The organism is Rhizobium mongolense subsp. loessense, assembly GCF_900099775.1.
In the GTDB taxonomy this organism is placed as follows: domain Bacteria; phylum Pseudomonadota; class Alphaproteobacteria; order Rhizobiales; family Rhizobiaceae; genus Rhizobium; species Rhizobium loessense.
The window spans coordinates 1-15836 of the sequence record NZ_FMTM01000014.1 but is presented as its reverse complement, the minus strand read 5'-3'; the positions used below and the strand labels follow the sequence as shown (position 1 = coordinate 15836).

The following is a 15836-nucleotide window of genomic DNA, read 5'->3' as shown; positions in this document are numbered from 1 at the left end:
CCTTGAAGAAGGCGAAGAAAATGGAAAGCGGAAGTGTGACGACGCCCTTTGGGCGGCGGCCGATGACACTTGGCATGCTCGCAAGTCAGGTCACCAGCCAAAAAATTGAGCCAGGCGCCTCGATCGACAAATGGAAAATCTATCGTGCGCTTTGCGAAGCCAAGCCTCTGCTCGATATATCCGACAGAGCGCTCACGGTATTGAACGCGCTTTTGAGCTTCTACCCAAAAGGCGAGCTTGCTGCAGACGACAGTCTTGTCGTCTTTCCCTCCAACGCGCAGCTTTCGCTCCGCTGCCATGGCATGGCCGAGCAAACGATCCGGCGCCATATGGCCGTCCTCGTCGCTGCCGGTCTCGTGATCCGCAAGGACAGCCCCAACGGAAAGCGCTACGCTCGCAAGAGCCGCAATGGTGAGATCCACGAAGCTTTTGGCTTCTCACTCGCCCCTCTGCTTGCGCGCGCCTGCGAAATCGAACGCCTGGCCGCGAAAGTCTCTGCCGACCGTCTCTATATCCAAACGCTCAAGGAACGTCTCACGCTCACCCGCCGCGACATTTCAAAGCTTGTCCACGCAGCGATCGGTGAAGAGCTTCCCGGAGACTGGCAGGCGGTCAACGGACGCTTTCACGATATCCTGAACCAATTGCCGCGCGCAGCTGGCGCCCATGCGGTTGCGTCCACCTTGGATCTCCTCGAGGCATTGCGCGATGAAATCGTCAAGCGACTGGAAATACAGATTAAAACGGACAATCTGAGCGCCAATGACTCACAAAATGAGCGGCACATACAGATAACAGAATCCGAATCTAATCTTGATTCTGAAGCCGCGGCTAAAATTCCGACCCCTGAGTTGACTGCAGTAAACTCGGAAGTAATCGATCCGGCAAACGACAGCGACAGTGAACTCCCTCAACCTCAGGCAGGAACCAACACCGTATCCACGATATTTCCGCTCTCCCTCGTCCTGCAGGCATGCCCGGAAGTGCGTAGCTATGGACCTGCTGGAACTGTCAGAACCTGGCAGGACCTTATTGCCGCCGGCGCCATCGTCAGTTCAATGCTTCATATCAGTCCCTCGGCATACAGGGACGCCTGCAGGGTCATGGGTCCGCAAGCTGCCTCAGCCGTGCTCGCCTGCATTTTCGAACGGTCGGGGACAATCAATTCAGCCGGCGGTTATTTGCGCGACCTCACCCGGCGTGCTCAACGCGGAGAGTTTGCGATCGGATCGATGTTAAGAGCACTCGCAAGGACCCAGGAACATCATGACGCCCATCACTGAGTTTACCGCAGTAAACTCACACTTGACCGGCCCCAAAACGACAGCCCGGCAGCATCCACCAGCCGACGCCGCATCCACCTTGCTTCGGCTCTTCCTCGTTTGCCGGCACGCCCAACGCTGCGGGATACGGTCCCGTCGAAACGATCAAAGCCTCGTAGGACATGATGCCCGCCGGCACGCTGATCGGCCAGACGCTGCAATCAATACGTCAGACGTCACCAAGCAGCTTCCTCGGGTCTGCAATAGGCAGAGTGTGGAGCGCTCACCCGAGTCGGAGGTGCGACTTCAAATACCCTGAGGCAAACGGATGGAGTTGCAATAGCGTCGAAATTCGGGGATCCGGCAGGGGTGGAGAGATAGGGGAGGCGCATCACTCGTTTGAGGCCGAGAAATCAACGCATCCAGATGCCTGAAACAGGGGCCACAGTGACCGAACGAAATGTCGTGATTGTTTCCGTTAGATGTTGAATAGTCTGTGATAACAAACTGTTAGAGATCGGCTAAACTTGATCCGATCTCCCGGAAATCATGCTCATATGGTACCTAAACGGGGCCGTATGGTCAAGGAAAGCATCTCGTCCAGCGCCATAGATCGGCAAGATACGACACCGAACCAACCTTTGCGGCAAAACCGGCGGCACGGACAGGTCGGCGCCAGCCTTGAAAGCGGACGTCGCTCCAGACGAGGATGCCGAAGGCAGGAGCGAATGATGCCTGCCCCGCCGCCATCGACTGTAACGTCGTTAACGGGCGAGATACTGGATGTAATGCCTGCCGTGAACCGCCGACTTTTCAATATGAGCCCGGACCCCAAATACATCCCGAACGAGCTCTTCGGTCAAAACCGCTTCGGGCGGCCCGGCCGCAACCACGCGGCCGCTGTGCAGGACCGCCAGGCTATCGCAGAACATTGCCGCCAGATTGAGATCATGCAATGCGATGACGCTGGTGACCGGAAGCGTCGTGACGAGACCCAGCAGCTCCAACTGATGCTGGATATCGAGATGATTGGTTGGTTCATCAAGCAACAGTTCGGTCGGCGTTTGCGCAAGCGCGCGAGCGATGTGCGTGCGCTGACGCTCTCCGCCTGACAGCGTACGCCACAGCTGTAAAGCCTTGGCCGTCATGCCGACCTGTTCCAGTGCCGCATTGACGGCGTCTTCGTCGGTCCTATCCCAGAGTGAGAGCGCGCCTCGATGCGGCGTTCGCCCGAGGCGGACAACATCCTTTACCGTAAGCTCCGCATCGGTTGTCGCTTGCTGTTCGACCAGTGCGATACGCTGGGCAATCTCGCGACGCGCCATTGTGCTGATATCGCTCTCGCCCAGTCTGATGACGCCGCTCTTGACCTGCCGCAGCCGGCAGATGAGACGCAGCAGGCTCGATTTGCCAGAGCCATTGGGTCCGAGCAGACCCAGCGTCTTGCCCGGCGCAACATCAAGGCTGACGCCATCGACGATCATTGTGCCGCCAGCGCACCAGGTGACGTTGCGCATCGATATGCTCATACCGGCCTCCTTGCCTTGTAGAGGATGAGAGCGAAGACGGGAGCGCCGAAAAGTGCCGTTACCACGCCAATTGGAAGCACCTGCTGCGGGATGATCGTGCGCGAGACGATATCGGCAAGTACCATGAAGATCGCCCCGATCAACGCAGTTGCCGGCAGTAACCGCTCGTGAGCCGGACCGACCAGAAAGCGCGCCGCGTGCGGAATGACAAGACCAACGAAGCCGATTGAACCGACGATGCTGACGACGGCAGCGGTCATCACGGCCGTCAGTCCAAGAAGCGTCATCCGCACCCGCCGTACCGGTACGCCGAGCGCTGCGGCCGAGTCCGTACCGAAGGCAAAGGCATCCAGCACGCGTGCGTGAAGCATGCAGATAACAAAGCCGCCGCCGGCAATGGGGGTGACGAGCAAAACATCCGTCCAGCGCACGCCGCTGAGGCTCCCGAGCAACCAGAACATGATACCCCTTGCCTGCTCGGCATTGGCCGAGGTCGTGACGATGTAGGACGTCAACGCATTGAAGAGCTGCGAACCGGCAACGCCTGCCAGGATGATCCGATCGGCGCCGCCGCCTGCGCCTGCGGCCAAAAGCGAGACGAGACCGAAGGCTGCCACCGCACCGAAAAAAGCACCGGTGGAAAGCGAAAGCACGCCGGACCCGATGCCGAGGATCATGATGGCGACCGCGCCGGTCGAAGCGCCCGCCGAAATGCCAAGTACATAAGGTTCGGCAAGCGGATTGCGAAGCAGGGCCTGCAGCATGGCGCCCGTCATCGCAAGAGCCGCGCCGGAACTTGCAGAGACCAGCGCGCGGCTCAGTCGATAGTCCCAGATGACACCCTCATGGATCGGCTCAATTGCGAAGGAGGTGCCGAACATTCGGTTGGCAATAGCTTCCGCAATCGTCCGCAGCGGTATGACGATTTCGCCGATCGACACGGCAAGGCCTATCGCCAATGCCAGTGCGGCCATTGAAAGCAGGGACAAGACGGCAAAGCCGCCCCATCCGTTGTGTTGCCCGGCGTCTTTGCTCACTTTACCAGTCCAAACTGCCGTATGGCTGCCGCAAGCGCCTCGATGCCGTCGACAAGGCGGATCGATGGGCTCATTGCCTGCGAGTCCATGACGACCACGTGCTTCTTTTCCACAGCGCTGATCCTGCTTGCCACAGGATCGGTGTTCAGAAACCTAAGCTTGATGGCCGGATCGTCGGCAGCGTAGCGGCGACGGTCCATCCCGGCGATGACGATGATTGCAGGATTAAGACCGGCGACCGTTTCCCAGCCGACTAACGGCCATTCCTCGTTGGCGGCAATCACGTTCTTTGCCCCAAGGGTCTGCATGATATAGGCGGGCGCGCCGTTGCGGCCGGCCAAGAAGGCTTCCCCGTCGACTTCCTTGCTGGAGAACCAGAATACGACCGGGATATCCTTTACCCTCGCCCCGGCAACGGATGCAATTGCCTTATCCTCACGCTCCCTCAGCCTTGCGACCAATGCCTCGCCGCGGTCCTGAACGTTAAAGATCGCAGCAAGTTCGGCGATCTCCTGATAGATGACCTCGGTCTTCAGCATTTCCTTGCGGACACCATCACCACCCGTCGTATTGTCCTTGGCGGCGCAATCGGCCGGCGCGACATAGGTGTTGATGCCAAGCTTCGAAAACTGATCGTAGGTTCCAACCGAGCCGTTCGGGCCGACATGCCACTCGAACTCGGCAGCAACCAGGTCGGGGCCAGTTCCGACCACCGCCTCGAAGCTCGGATCATTGTCGGCGAGCCGCTTGATCTTGCTGTTTTCCGCATCGAATTGTTTGAGCACTGGGCTGAACCAGACAGCCGTGCCCGTGATGCGATCCGAAAGGCCGAGCGAGAGCAGGATTTCGGTCATCGCCTGGCCGATCGATACGACCGTGTCCGGCGCCCTATCGAAGGTGATGGATCGGCCGCAATTGGCAATTGTCAGGGGGTAGGTGGTCGAAGCGGCAAAAGCAGGTGCAGAAATCGCGCAGGTTGCCAACGCCGCGAAGGCAAGGCGCAGAATGTACCGCCGAAGTTTTGGATGGGATGACATGGAAACACTCATAGGGAATTGAGGATACGTCGGCACGGCGGCCTGATCGCTCTGATGTTGATGGGAAACGCTTAAGGTGGTCACAGGCCATACGGACGGGCGAGCCGTCCGGCACGACCGGCTCGTTACCTGCAGCGGCTATGGTTTATTGAAAAGAGCGATCCGTTCCGTCTCACGCGGAAGGGGTCTGCGCCGACTAGGGGCGTCAAAAGAAATCATCTCGTCTCCTGTTCCGGGCAACCCCGCCCGATCAATTGGATCTCTCTTTGACGGCAGGTCTCCTGGCTCGCGGATATGCGCCGGACCATCTGCCTTCCCGTGAGAACGAGCTCACAGTGGCATGGCGCTTGGCGCCACGAGGATGATCGGCAATCCGCTTACAGTTGCGGGGGCAGCCACGGTCTTGGTCCCTTTTGGGTCATCCGCACCGTGTTCCCTATTAATCCCCTCGGTGTCTACTTCGGGGAACCGTCGCGCTCAGTTATGCCGAGCGCAACCGTCACGTCAAGCCGTAGATACAAGGACGATCAATGCACGGCGCCCGATCCCCCGACGGCGACGATGCTGAAAGGCAGTCCCTCAACTGGGATGGTCCGAACCTCTTTCATGGTCTCAATATCGATCATCCGCACAACGCCATGGCGAGGATCGGTGATGGCAATCTGATCGCCTGCAACTGCGAGCCGCGGGCGCGGATCGCGCCAGTGACCATCCTTGCTGTAAGGCTCGGTGATGCTTGCCGACATCGTTATCTGACCGCTTAGAACGTCGACAAGATGCAGTTGCCCGTCTTCGGTCAGTACATAGGCATTCTTGACCCGCGTAGGATCGAGCGCGAAATCGATACGTCGGGTCGGCAGGTCGACCAAGCGATACGGCTCGGTGCCGTCTGGGTCGATCAGGGCAATCTTGTCCTCGCCGTAGTTGCCCAGGAAAAATTGCATCGCCTTACTGCCGAGCAAGGTCGTCACTTTTCCCTTCGGCAGTTTGTCGCCGTATTCCAGCATTTTAAGTTGCACGGTCTGGTCCTTGCCAGGACGCGCAATCAGGACACCTTCCTCGCAGCCGAAGGCAACGAGCTTTGCCGAGAAGGCTTCCCCGTGCAGCGCCGTGCAGGGTGTGACGTCGCCGACCTGTCTTCCGTTTGCGCTTAGAACACGTAGGCCCAGACGCGGCGGCAGCTCATCCGGTTTGGTTTCCGCGTCGGTATCGGGAACCGAGACCAGCATATTCCACCCCATGGGCACGGCGACACCATGGTGAGGTGCCGTCGCGTCTATGAGCTTTTCGGATGCTGCGCCTTCCAGAAGACCTTCTTCGGAAACGAGCTTGGCTTTGCCTTCGCGATCGTAAAACAATACCACGTCGTCGCCATGCATGACGGCGTGGACCGGCCGCTTCCCGTCGAGTGTGGCCTGCAGCAGCGAAGGTGCGGATGTTTCCAGATCGCGATGCTCGCCATGGTCGGAAAGCGTCACGCCGGTTTTGATCACCTGGACGGTATTGGCTTCTGATTGGACGGCAAAAACAGTCTGGCCGGAATGACTGGCGGCCAGCGCCGCATAGCCCTTTAGCCCAAACGCGCCGATCTGCTCACCGGTCTTGACGTCGAATGAACGAGCGACGGGTGCCGTGTGGTCGGCGATGAACAGGCGCCATGTCTGCTTTTCCTCTTCAGCGGAGGCCGGCTTTACCAAGAGGCTTGCTGCAAAGGCCCCGGCGATCGTCAATCTGGGTAACATCGGAAATCCCTTTTCTGATATGTAATAACATTACAATCTCTAGCGAAGTTCCAGAAACATGTCCAGGCCGTCGGGGCCAAAGGCGATGTAGCGCTCGAGGTCGCGCAAGTGAGTGCCGAATGCCGCTTCGAATCGCCTTCGCCGCGCTCATGCGCGTTGCCGAACATGGTGCCGGGCAGCAGGTGGTGCTTCCGCATCCGAGCGCCGATGAGACGCTCGATATGGCCACCGGAGCGTGGGCACCCGATGGTCGCCATTCGATCGCGATGGCGCCATCCTGGCACCCCTCTGGAAAGCACGGCTCCTAAAGCCGGCGCGGTTGTCGACCTGCAATGCCTCCAGCAGACCGGCGACGGGCCATGGCTCGGTGATCTCGCGTCCCCGCAAACAAAGCCGATTTGTCGAAAAACTTTCAAATCAGCGAAGAAGCACTCGCCTGGCTGATAGAAAGAAGTAAACACTTGACGGAGCTGATCGATCGCCTTTGTCGATCCAGGCTGGAAGACTTGAGCATTACATCTTAACAGGGGCCGCTTCCGGCCCGGTTTGCGCTGAAGTAGAAAGAATGGCGACCGCGTGCGAGGCCGGTATCGACGCAGGCGACGTGCAGACGCATTCAAAGAGAAAACTTGGTCCCTCATCCCGATCTTTCATTCGCGTTTGAGCGGTAACTTGGGCGAGCTTCAGCACTTCCGCCCCATTGGCGCCGAGTGCTGATGGTCTCCGAGACCTTTCCTGGTAGGAGATGCGGTGGAACCGCGGGCCACAGCAATCGTGCTCCCGGACTTCATCGGGTCCGTTTCGGCGTTGTTGACCTGAATCAAAGAATTTGCCGACTGAAGGCTCAATACTGATCTACTATCATGGCTGGACCGACGGAGGGTCGTTCAATGGCAAACATAACGTTGCAGTCCCATCCAGGAGCATCTCCAGCGATGCCGGCGCATGTCTCCGTCCCGATCCTTGGCGTAACACTTGCCGCCTTCGCGGCCATCTCGTTCCTGCTGTGCATGCTGCTCGGCTTGGTCGCTCCCGAATGGGGCCTTCATAGGCCATGGCTGCAGTTCTATCTCGGCCTGACGGGCTTTGATCTTCGAAGCGTGGCGCTAGGCCTCCTTCAAAGCATCGTCTTCGGCGGATATGCAGGAACATTGATCGCTGCGATCTTCAACTTCGTCAGCCGGCGCTTCGGCTGAGCAGGGGGAACGGAGCCGCGCACATGGTCGCCGACCGTCGCAAGTTCGCATGGGTGAACGCAATGCTGACCATCTTGGTCGCACTTGCGCTTCTCCTCGCGCCCGCGGCCAGCGCGCAGGCGATGCAGTGCCATGAACATTCGGGACACGGACAATCCGGCTTCGAGCAATCGTCAGCCCTGACAGACGACGTCTCGCTTCAAGGCGGTCTTCACACTCCTGATCACAAGGCCTGCTGCGCCGCCCCGTGCGGATTCTGCATCGTTCTGACCAGCATGGACAGGACGGAAGCTCCCGCAGCCATAAGCTCCTTCCTTCGTTTCGCATGGGGCGAGCAGACCCGCAGCGGTGTGGCGCTCCCGCCCACGCTCGGTCCTCCTCGTCTTCCGGTCTGAGGATACTGGAAGCCGCATTCGTTGCGGCTTCTGGTCGCTTCCACGGGCTTCCTCCTAAATGCCCAAGACCAATAGTCGGCTATGCCGACCCGGAACCAAGGACCGCACCACAATGAAACGTCGTGACTTTCTCAACGGCCTGATGGTCGGCGCAGCAGCGCTCGGCACATCGGCCGCCCTTCATCCGATCCGCGCCTGGTCGCAGGACAACGCCGCTAAGCCCCCGGCTTCGCCGCGTGCCCTGTCCGTCGGCTATCGAACCATTAACATCAACCGCAGATCCGCCCGCGTCTTCGGGCTCATCCAGCCCGATGGCAAATCGGGACTGACGCTGGAGGCCGGAACCGAATTCGATGTTGCTCTATCGAGCGTCATCGACGAGCCGACGCTGATCCACTGGCACGGTCTGACGCCGCCCTGGGCGGCCGACGGCGTGCCCGACAATCCGGCCGCGCTTCTGCAGCCGACCGAAACCCGCCGCTACACCTTTCCGGTCGGCGCGGGCGGCACGCACTGGATGCACGCGCATACACTGCAGGAGCAGAACCTGCTCGCCGCCCCGCTCATCGTGCGGACCGCGGACGACCTGAAGCGGGACGAGCAGGAGGTCGTCGTCCTGCTGCACGACTTCTCCTTCCTGCCGGCGGAGGAACTGCTGGCGAAGCTGAAGGGAAATGTCGCACCCGGCGCCATGCCGATGGACCACGGCTCGATGCAGGGCATGGCCGGCATGCAGCACGTGATGCCCGCCAACGACATGTCCGGTATGGCAATGCCGGGAACGTCCGCCATGGACCTCAACGACATCGACTACGACGCCTATCTCGCCAACGACCGCACGCTCGACGATCCCGAAGTCGTTAGGGTCGACAAAGGCGGCCGCGTCCGTCTGCGCATCATCAACGGCGCGACGGCGACCGTCTTCACCATCGACACCGGCCGCCTTTCCGGAGAACTGGTCGCCGTCGACGGACAAGGCGTGCAGGCTGTCACCGGGACGTCCTTCCCCGTCGCCATGGGCCAACGCCTCGACATCCGCCTGAGCCTGCCGAAGGAGGGCGGCGCCTTTCCCGTTCTCGCGCTTCGCGAAGGCGCTGCGGAACGCACGGGCGTCGTCCTGGCCACCGCTGGGGCGGACGTTCGCGGGATTCCGGTTGCGGGCGAAACGAAGGGGCCGGTTCTCGGGCTCGAACTCGAGCAGCGGCTGCGCCCCGTCAGCCCCCTGGCGTACCGTGCGGCGGACCGCCGCTTCGGGCTCTCGCTGACCGGCGACATGGCCGCCTATAGCTGGGGCATCGACGGCGCGGACGGTCTCGTGGTGAAGCGGGGCGAGCGGATCGAGGTCGCCATCCGCAACATGTCGATGATGGCGCACCCGATGCATCTGCACGGCCATCATTTCCAGATAACCGCCATCAACGGGACGCCGCTTGCGGGCGCCGTGCGAGACACGGTCCTGGTGCCGCCGATGGCGAGCGTCACCGTGGCCTTCGATGCCGACAATCCCGGCCGCTGGCCGCTTCACTGCCATCACCTCTACCACATGGCGACGGGCATGATGGCCTACGTCACCTACGACGGCATGGGCTGACGCGATCTCCGAGACCGCGAAGCCCCTTCTGCAACTCTATGGAATCGAGGCATCCTCATGGATCAGAACCATTCCTTCCCGTCGGCATGGAGCACGTACAGCCGAACTGTCTTCATCGCCTTCGCCGTCATCGCGGCAGGGCTCATCGCCTACGAGCACCGCGTACACGTCCTCGGTGTCCTGCCCTGGCTTCTCATCCTGGCCTGTCCGCTCATGCATATGTTCATGCATCACGGACACGGCGCCCACTCCGGTCATGATCATTCGGACCACGATGCGCGCATGACGCCGCACAAGCCGAAGGAGAAAGACGATGTCTAACACTCCCGCCTATGGACTCTGGAGTCTCGTGATCATCAACTCCGTGGTGTTCATCGTCTTCGCCGCGAGCTTCACCAGGCTCGAGACCAAGCGCGACTGGCGATCGCTCGGAGCGTTCTCCGCCTTCGTCGTGGCGCTCTTCACGGAGATGTACGGCTTCCCACTGACCATCTATCTGCTGTCCGGCTGGCTCGGCCGACAGTTTCCAGGCGTCGACTTCTGGTCCCACGACGCCGGCCACCTTCTGGAAATGATGTTCGGCTGGCGCGTCAACCCGCATTTCGGGCCATTCCATCTCGTGAGCAACGTCCTGATCGTCGCCGGCTTCTGGCTGCTGGCCTTAAGCTGGCATGTGCTCTATGCCGCCCAGCGCGACCACCGTCTGGCGACGACGGGGCCTTACGCCCGCGTCCGGCACCCGCAATACGACGCGTTTGTCGTCATCATGACCGGATTCCTGCTGCAATGGCCGACTCTCCTGACTCTCATCATGTTCTCCGCGCTGGTATGGGTTTATATTCGCCTTGCAAAGCGCGAGGAAGAGGCGTCGCGGGCCGAGTTTGGACCTAAATGGGACGCCTATGCCAAGGCCGTTCCCCGCTTCATCCCAAGGCTCGGCCGCGGAACGGATGCCGCCGGAAGCCATCGAGGAGGAGCGGTTCATGACTGACCACAACGTCGATGAGACCCATGCCCGTGGCGGCCATCACCATCACGAGGATGGGCGGCCGGCCACGCAGGCGACCACCAGGCCGGAGGCTCCTGAAGGCGTGATCTACACCTGTCCGATGCATCCGCAGATCCGGCAGATCGGCCCCGGCGCCTGTCCAATCTGCGGCATGACGCTCGAACCGGAGGTCGCGACCACGGAGACCGGGCCGAGTGCCGAACTTGCCGATATGACCCGGCGGTTCTGGATCGGACTCGCCCTGTCCCTGCCCGTTCTCGCGCTGGAGATGGGCGGCCATCTCACCAACCTGCACATGGTGCTCGGTGCGCAGCTCGCGAACTGGATCCAGCTCGCGCTTGCGACACCTGTGGTTCTATGGGCCGGATGGCCGTTCTTCGAGCGGGCCTGGGCCTCGCTCGTCAACCGCAGCCTCAACATGTTTACGCTGATCGCGATGGGAACGGGCGTCGCCTGGATCTACAGCGTCGTCGCCACGGCGGCACCAGACATCTTTCCTGCCACGTTCCGTTCCGCCGACGGTTCGGTCGCGATCTATTTCGAGGCGGCCGCGGTCATCACCGTACTGGTGCTGCTCGGCCAGGTTCTCGAACTCCGGGCGAGGGAGCAGACTGGCGGCGCCATCCGAGCGCTGCTCGACCTTGCGCCGAAGATGGCGCGCCGCATCAGGGACGACGGTTCGGACGAGGACATCGGGCTGCACGCCGTCGCTGTCGGCGACCGCCTACGCGTCCGGCCGGGCGAGAAGGTCCCCGTCGACGGGGAGTTGTCGGAGGGGCGCAGCTCCGTGGACGAATCCATGATCACCGGCGAATCCATGCCGGTCACCAAGGAGGTCGGTGCGAAGGTGATCGGCGGCACGATGAACCAGAGCGGCGGCTTCGTCATGCGGGCCGGCAAAGTCGGGCGCGACACGATGCTATCGCAGATCGTCCGAATGGTCGCCGAGGCCCAGCGTTCGCGCGCTCCGATCCAGCGGCTCGCCGACCAGGTATCGGGATGGTTCGTTCCGGCGGTGGTCCTGATTGCCGTCGCCGCCTTTGTCGCCTGGGGCGTCTGGGGACCGGAACCGCGCTTCGCCCACGGCCTCGTCGCTGCCGTCGCCGTGCTGATCATCGCCTGCCCATGCGCTCTCGGCCTGGCGACGCCGATGTCGATCATGGTGGGGGTCGGGCGCGGTGCGCGAATGGGCGTCCTCATCAAGAACGCCGAGGCGCTGGAGCGCTTCGAAAAGATCGACACGCTGGTGGTCGACAAGACCGGTACGCTGACGGAAGGCAGGCCGAAGCTGACCGCATTGAAGGCCGTCGAAGGATTCGACGAAACGGAACTCCTGAGGCTGGCAGCCACGCTCGAGCGTGCCAGCGAACATCCCCTTGCCGCGGCCATTGTCGCGGCGGCGCAGGAGAGGGGCCTTGCCCTGAGCGAGGTCCGCGAGTTCGACAGCCCCGTCGGCAAAGGGGTCACCGGTACGGTCGATGGCAGGAAGCTGGTCATCGGCAGTCACCGGATCATGGCGGAGTCGGGCGTCGATCTTGCGACTCTTATGGCCGACGCCGAAGCGCTGCGCGGCGAGGGCGCGACGGTGATCTACATCGCCATCGACGGTAAGGTCGGCGGTCTTGTCGCCATCGCCGATCCGATCAAGGCGACGACGCAAAAGGCGCTGCGCTCGCTCAAGGAGGAGAACATCCGCGTCGTCATGCTGACCGGCGATAACAGGACAACCGCGCAGGCGGTGGCCCGCCGGCTCGGCATCCACGAGGTGGAAGCGGAGATCCTGCCGGAGGACAAGGGCAAGGTGGTCGCCAGGCTTCGAAGCGAAGGACGCGTCGTCGCGATGGCCGGCGACGGTGTCAACGACGCCCCTGCGCTTGCCGCCGCCGACGTCGGCATCGCCATGGGCACGGGGACGGACGTCGCGATCGAAAGCGCCGGCGTGACGCTTCTGAAGGGCGATCTGCAGGGTATTGCCAGGGCGCGCAAGCTCAGCCACGCGACGATGAGCAACATCCGCCAGAACCTGTTCTTCGCCTTCATCTACAATGCAGCCGGCGTGCCCGTGGCGGCCGGCGTGCTCTATCCGGCCCTGGGGCTACTGCTCTCGCCGATCATCGCCGCCGCCGCCATGGCGCTCTCCTCCGTCAGCGTCATTGGCAATTCCCTGCGCCTGCGCCGCTCGTCCCTGGACTAGGCGCAGGTGGAAGAAGAAAACCAAAGGCGGCCATGCTGACCGCGCTGATTGCGGTCGGCGAAGCTGGTCTCGCCCCCGCGCAGACGAACGATGCCGACCCGCATCATCCTGCAACTTCGAAGCAGGCAACCTTGCGGCAATCCCTGGCGACCGGGTGTACTGGTTTGCCTGCTCCAATGCAGACACGATTGCCGATCCCGCGCTGTCGGGCATCGGACTTTCCGCGCTTCAGGCCATTTTTTCGGATACTCATGATCCCTTACCGGAGATGTTGGACGCAACGCCGGCGGAATCACTAGTTTCCGACATCATTGATGTCGATCCAATGCCCTCCTTCTTTCGAGGACTTGGCCGTTCTCGTCTCGGTGATGCTGCCCATGCAGTGACACCGGACCTCGGGCAAGGCGCTGGCCTCGCCATCAGAAGATGCTGCCGTACTCGCGGCACTTCTTGGGCGCCATTCGGATGACGATGCATTGCGTATTGTGTAGCCGATAGCCGCATCTGATCTCTGGGAACTGATAGCAGCCCGACCGTTGAAGTGATATGATCTGGCATTCGCATGAACCACGGGAGGGGTGAATGCGTTGGTATCTGACCGCATTTGCCGCCGGGCTATCGTTCGTTTCTAGTGCGAAGGCAACGGAACCATTGATTTTTCATACGGCGCATTTCGACGACGACACCGTTGTCAGCCTTGGCCTTATAAGCAACCACACCGCAGAGCGAGCTGGATACGATTTCGATGTCCTCATATCGCTTTCACGAGGCAATGCAGCGGGTGCCGGTTACCGCGACCCGGGAAAGCATCGAGCATTCGTTAAATGTGACGATCCAGCGAAGGTATCCGTCCGAGGCATCGACTATCCGGTGCACAAATCAGGCCCGGGAGGCGATGACTGGAAGGACGACCTTTGGAGGGCGGTCTGCATGCCCCCTGTCTCGTAGCGCAAGTTATCCTCAGCGAGTGCAGGGCCCGCTTCTCGGCGCAAATACCACACATCTATTGGAAGTCGACGCCCCGGCAGAACAACCGAACTCTGCGGTATCCAGAGCGCGGTCGGAACTGGTTTACGCAGTTGGGCCATCAGAGCTGACGATACGACGAGCGGCGCATCGAATGATTTGGCCAGAGACTCCAGGCGCTGGGCGACGTTAACCGCATCACCGATCACGGTGAACTCGTTATGGCATCCGCTGTCCAGAACGCCGCCGACGACCGTGCCGTAGTGCAAGCCAATACCTGCGTTGAGGGCAGAATAGCCATTGCGCACGCTGTGGTTCTTCCAATCGCTGAGCGCATCGACGAGGTCGAGAGCGCACGCCAAGGCACGGTCCGCATCGTCTTCTGTGGGGGAGGGCTGGCCGAAGACCACCATGACCCCGTCGCCGATAAACTTATCAACGGTCCCGCCATGCTCAAAAATGGTGCCGGAAACAAGGTGCCGATATTCCCCCAGCACACGGGCCAGTTCGCGTGCTGGCGCAGTCTCGGCAAAGCTCGTGAAATCACGCAGATCAACAAACATGATCGCCGCGTTGCGACGTTCGAGATCGAGCGCCGAGCTGCCTTCCTCAAGGTCGGCGACCACGAGCGGCGAGAAGAAACGCGAAAGGTTGAGACGTCGCTCATCCGCTCGCAGCGCCTCCATGCGCGTCCGGTCATTGTCCTTCGCGAGAAGATAGATTGCAAAGGCGGTAAAGCCAAAGCTGACCGTGAGACCCAGGTCCTGATTGAAGAATGATGCGATCAACGACACCGTGTCAGCCGTATCATGTCTCGCAGCGGTGATAGCCAGCATGGTCATCCAGGAAACGAGGACGAGGCTGGAGAAGATAAGGACCAGCCGCCGATCCAGCTTGAGGCCGACATGGTTGAGCAGGATAAATGCCACCACCAAGCTGGTAGTCGTCAAATTGTGGTTCTCGGTAACCGGTCCGCCAAGGATGTGCCCATATAGAATTAAGACGACCAGCAAGGCGTCGAGCACGACAAACAGCGTTTTCAGCCAAGCGCGATCAGGAAGGAATCGCGCTGTCGCGACGGAAGCGATGCTGATGACGAGATAGCTGACGACGACGATTAAATGCGCCCTTTCGGCACCTTCATTGCCGCCTAGCAAGAGGTTGGCGAGAAGGATGGCGAAGGCGACAAAGCGCAAAAGGATCGAGCGAATTTCTCGCGCGTCATCCCAATGAGTGCCGATTGCAGATTTCATGGCCATCGTTACCAGGGGCTATTCGATGCGCCTGCCGGTTTTATGGCGGAAGCGCTCGCTGTTACCTTTGATGCGGAAGAGGGTACGCGGCCGCCAGCGACGGCCGCGTATAAAGTCGCCTCAGCGACGGTGGGTTGGCTTACTTCACCTCGGTGACTGTCAGCTTGCCATTCACGCGTTGGGCCACGAACTCGATGTTCGAACCTTCTTTCAGCTTTTCCAGCAACGCAGGGTCTTCAACGCGAAAAACCATGGTCATCGCGGGCATGTCGAGGCTCTTCAGGTCTTCATGCTTGATGGTGACCTTCTTCGCCTTGGCGTCGACCTTGTTGACGACGCCCTTGGTGAATTCCTCGGCGAAGGCGCCGAAGGCCGCGCTGGCGCAGAGCAGGGCCGCTACGCCGATCTTGATCATTGCAGTTTTCATCTCTGTGTCTCCTTGGTTTCGATTACTTTCCGGCGACGGTGACGTCGCCGTGCATGCCGGCCTCGTAGTGACCGGGGATCAGGCAGGCGAACTTGAACTCGCCACCGGTGGTAAACTTCCAGACGATCTCGCCGGATTGACCGGCCGGAAGGCGGATCGAGTTTGGATCGTCATGTTCCATCTCGGGGAACTTCTCCA

General features: G+C 60.9%; 16 protein-coding genes and 1 riboswitch. Of the genes, 8 read left to right on the top strand and 8 right to left on the bottom strand.

Going from position 1 to position 15836, the window contains the following annotated elements; translation table 11 throughout:
- The first annotated feature begins 20 nt into the window (after nucleotides 1-20).
- The gene (gene repC / locus BLP23_RS28635) at nucleotides 21-1283 is read left to right on the top strand and encodes a plasmid replication protein RepC (RefSeq protein ID WP_092588117.1); all 1263 of its coding nucleotides are present in this window, start codon (nucleotides 21-23) and stop codon (nucleotides 1281-1283) included.
- Nucleotides 1284-1299: 16 nt separating this feature from the next.
- Here repC and BLP23_RS33940 read toward each other — a convergent pair whose 3' ends face one another.
- From BLP23_RS33940 to BLP23_RS28615, 5 genes are all read right to left on the bottom strand, one after another.
- The gene (locus BLP23_RS33940; RefSeq protein WP_167364024.1) at nucleotides 1300-1446 is read right to left on the bottom strand and encodes a hypothetical protein; all 147 of its coding nucleotides are present in this window, start codon (nucleotides 1444-1446) and stop codon (nucleotides 1300-1302) included.
- A gap of 580 nt (nucleotides 1447-2026) precedes the next feature.
- On the bottom strand, nucleotides 2027-2791 hold the full coding sequence (locus BLP23_RS28630; RefSeq protein WP_092588116.1) for an ABC transporter ATP-binding protein: 765 nt from the start codon (nucleotides 2789-2791) through the stop codon (nucleotides 2027-2029).
- A complete protein-coding gene (locus BLP23_RS28625; protein WP_092588202.1) occupies nucleotides 2788-3765 on the bottom strand; it encodes a FecCD family ABC transporter permease in 978 nt (325 codons plus the stop codon). The genes BLP23_RS28630 and BLP23_RS28625 overlap by 4 nt, the downstream gene beginning before the upstream one ends.
- Nucleotides 3766-3824: 59 nt before the next feature.
- Nucleotides 3825-4865 carry an ABC transporter substrate-binding protein gene (locus BLP23_RS28620; protein WP_233426849.1) on the bottom strand — a complete coding sequence of 347 codons (1041 nt, stop codon included), beginning with the start codon at nucleotides 4863-4865 and terminating at the stop codon, nucleotides 3825-3827.
- Between the two features lie 254 nt (nucleotides 4866-5119).
- Nucleotides 5120-5353: riboswitch (cobalamin riboswitch) on the bottom strand.
- A gap of 39 nt (nucleotides 5354-5392) precedes the next feature.
- Nucleotides 5393-6607 (bottom strand): metallochaperone AztD, encoded by a 1215-nt coding sequence (locus BLP23_RS28615; protein WP_139187132.1) that lies wholly within the window; start codon nucleotides 6605-6607, stop codon nucleotides 5393-5395.
- A 119-nt stretch (nucleotides 6608-6726) separates the two neighbouring features.
- Here BLP23_RS28615 and BLP23_RS33935 point away from each other — a divergent pair, with 119 nt between their 5' ends.
- From BLP23_RS33935 to BLP23_RS28580, 7 genes are all read left to right on the top strand, one after another.
- The gene (locus BLP23_RS33935) at nucleotides 6727-6915 is read left to right on the top strand and encodes a hypothetical protein (RefSeq protein ID WP_167364023.1); all 189 of its coding nucleotides are present in this window, start codon (nucleotides 6727-6729) and stop codon (nucleotides 6913-6915) included.
- A 582-nt stretch (nucleotides 6916-7497) separates the two neighbouring features.
- Nucleotides 7498-7803 (top strand): hypothetical protein, encoded by a 306-nt coding sequence (locus BLP23_RS28605; protein WP_092588113.1) that lies wholly within the window; start codon nucleotides 7498-7500, stop codon nucleotides 7801-7803.
- 23 nt (nucleotides 7804-7826) lie between these two features.
- Nucleotides 7827-8198 carry a hypothetical protein gene (locus tag BLP23_RS28600; protein WP_092588112.1) on the top strand — a complete coding sequence of 124 codons (372 nt, stop codon included), beginning with the start codon at nucleotides 7827-7829 and terminating at the stop codon, nucleotides 8196-8198.
- Between the two features lie 112 nt (nucleotides 8199-8310).
- Nucleotides 8311-9789: a multicopper oxidase family protein gene (locus tag BLP23_RS28595; protein WP_092588111.1), complete on the top strand. Its 1479-nt coding sequence runs from the start codon at nucleotides 8311-8313 to the stop codon at nucleotides 9787-9789.
- 57 nt (nucleotides 9790-9846) lie between these two features.
- Complete coding sequence (locus BLP23_RS28590; protein WP_092588110.1) at nucleotides 9847-10110, top strand: DUF2933 domain-containing protein; 264 nt, start codon at nucleotides 9847-9849, stop codon at nucleotides 10108-10110.
- Nucleotides 10103-10780: a methyltransferase family protein gene (locus BLP23_RS28585; RefSeq protein ID WP_092588109.1), complete on the top strand. Its 678-nt coding sequence runs from the start codon at nucleotides 10103-10105 to the stop codon at nucleotides 10778-10780. The genes BLP23_RS28590 and BLP23_RS28585 overlap by 8 nt, the downstream gene beginning before the upstream one ends.
- The gene (locus tag BLP23_RS28580; RefSeq protein WP_092588201.1) at nucleotides 10773-12992 is read left to right on the top strand and encodes a copper-transporting P-type ATPase; all 2220 of its coding nucleotides are present in this window, start codon (nucleotides 10773-10775) and stop codon (nucleotides 12990-12992) included. The genes BLP23_RS28585 and BLP23_RS28580 overlap by 8 nt, the downstream gene beginning before the upstream one ends.
- A gap of 863 nt (nucleotides 12993-13855) precedes the next feature.
- Here BLP23_RS28580 and BLP23_RS28565 read toward each other — a convergent pair.
- The 3 genes from BLP23_RS28565 to BLP23_RS28555 all read right to left on the bottom strand — a co-directional run.
- Nucleotides 13856-15211, bottom strand: a complete 1356-nt coding sequence (locus BLP23_RS28565; protein WP_092588200.1) for an adenylate/guanylate cyclase domain-containing protein — start codon at nucleotides 15209-15211, stop codon at nucleotides 13856-13858.
- A gap of 139 nt (nucleotides 15212-15350) precedes the next feature.
- Nucleotides 15351-15638, bottom strand: a complete 288-nt coding sequence (locus tag BLP23_RS28560) for a copper-binding protein (RefSeq protein WP_092588106.1) — start codon at nucleotides 15636-15638, stop codon at nucleotides 15351-15353.
- A gap of 22 nt (nucleotides 15639-15660) precedes the next feature.
- Nucleotides 15661-15836, bottom strand: a 176-nt coding sequence (locus BLP23_RS28555; RefSeq protein WP_233426816.1) for a cupredoxin domain-containing protein, incomplete at its 5' end; no start/stop codon positions are given.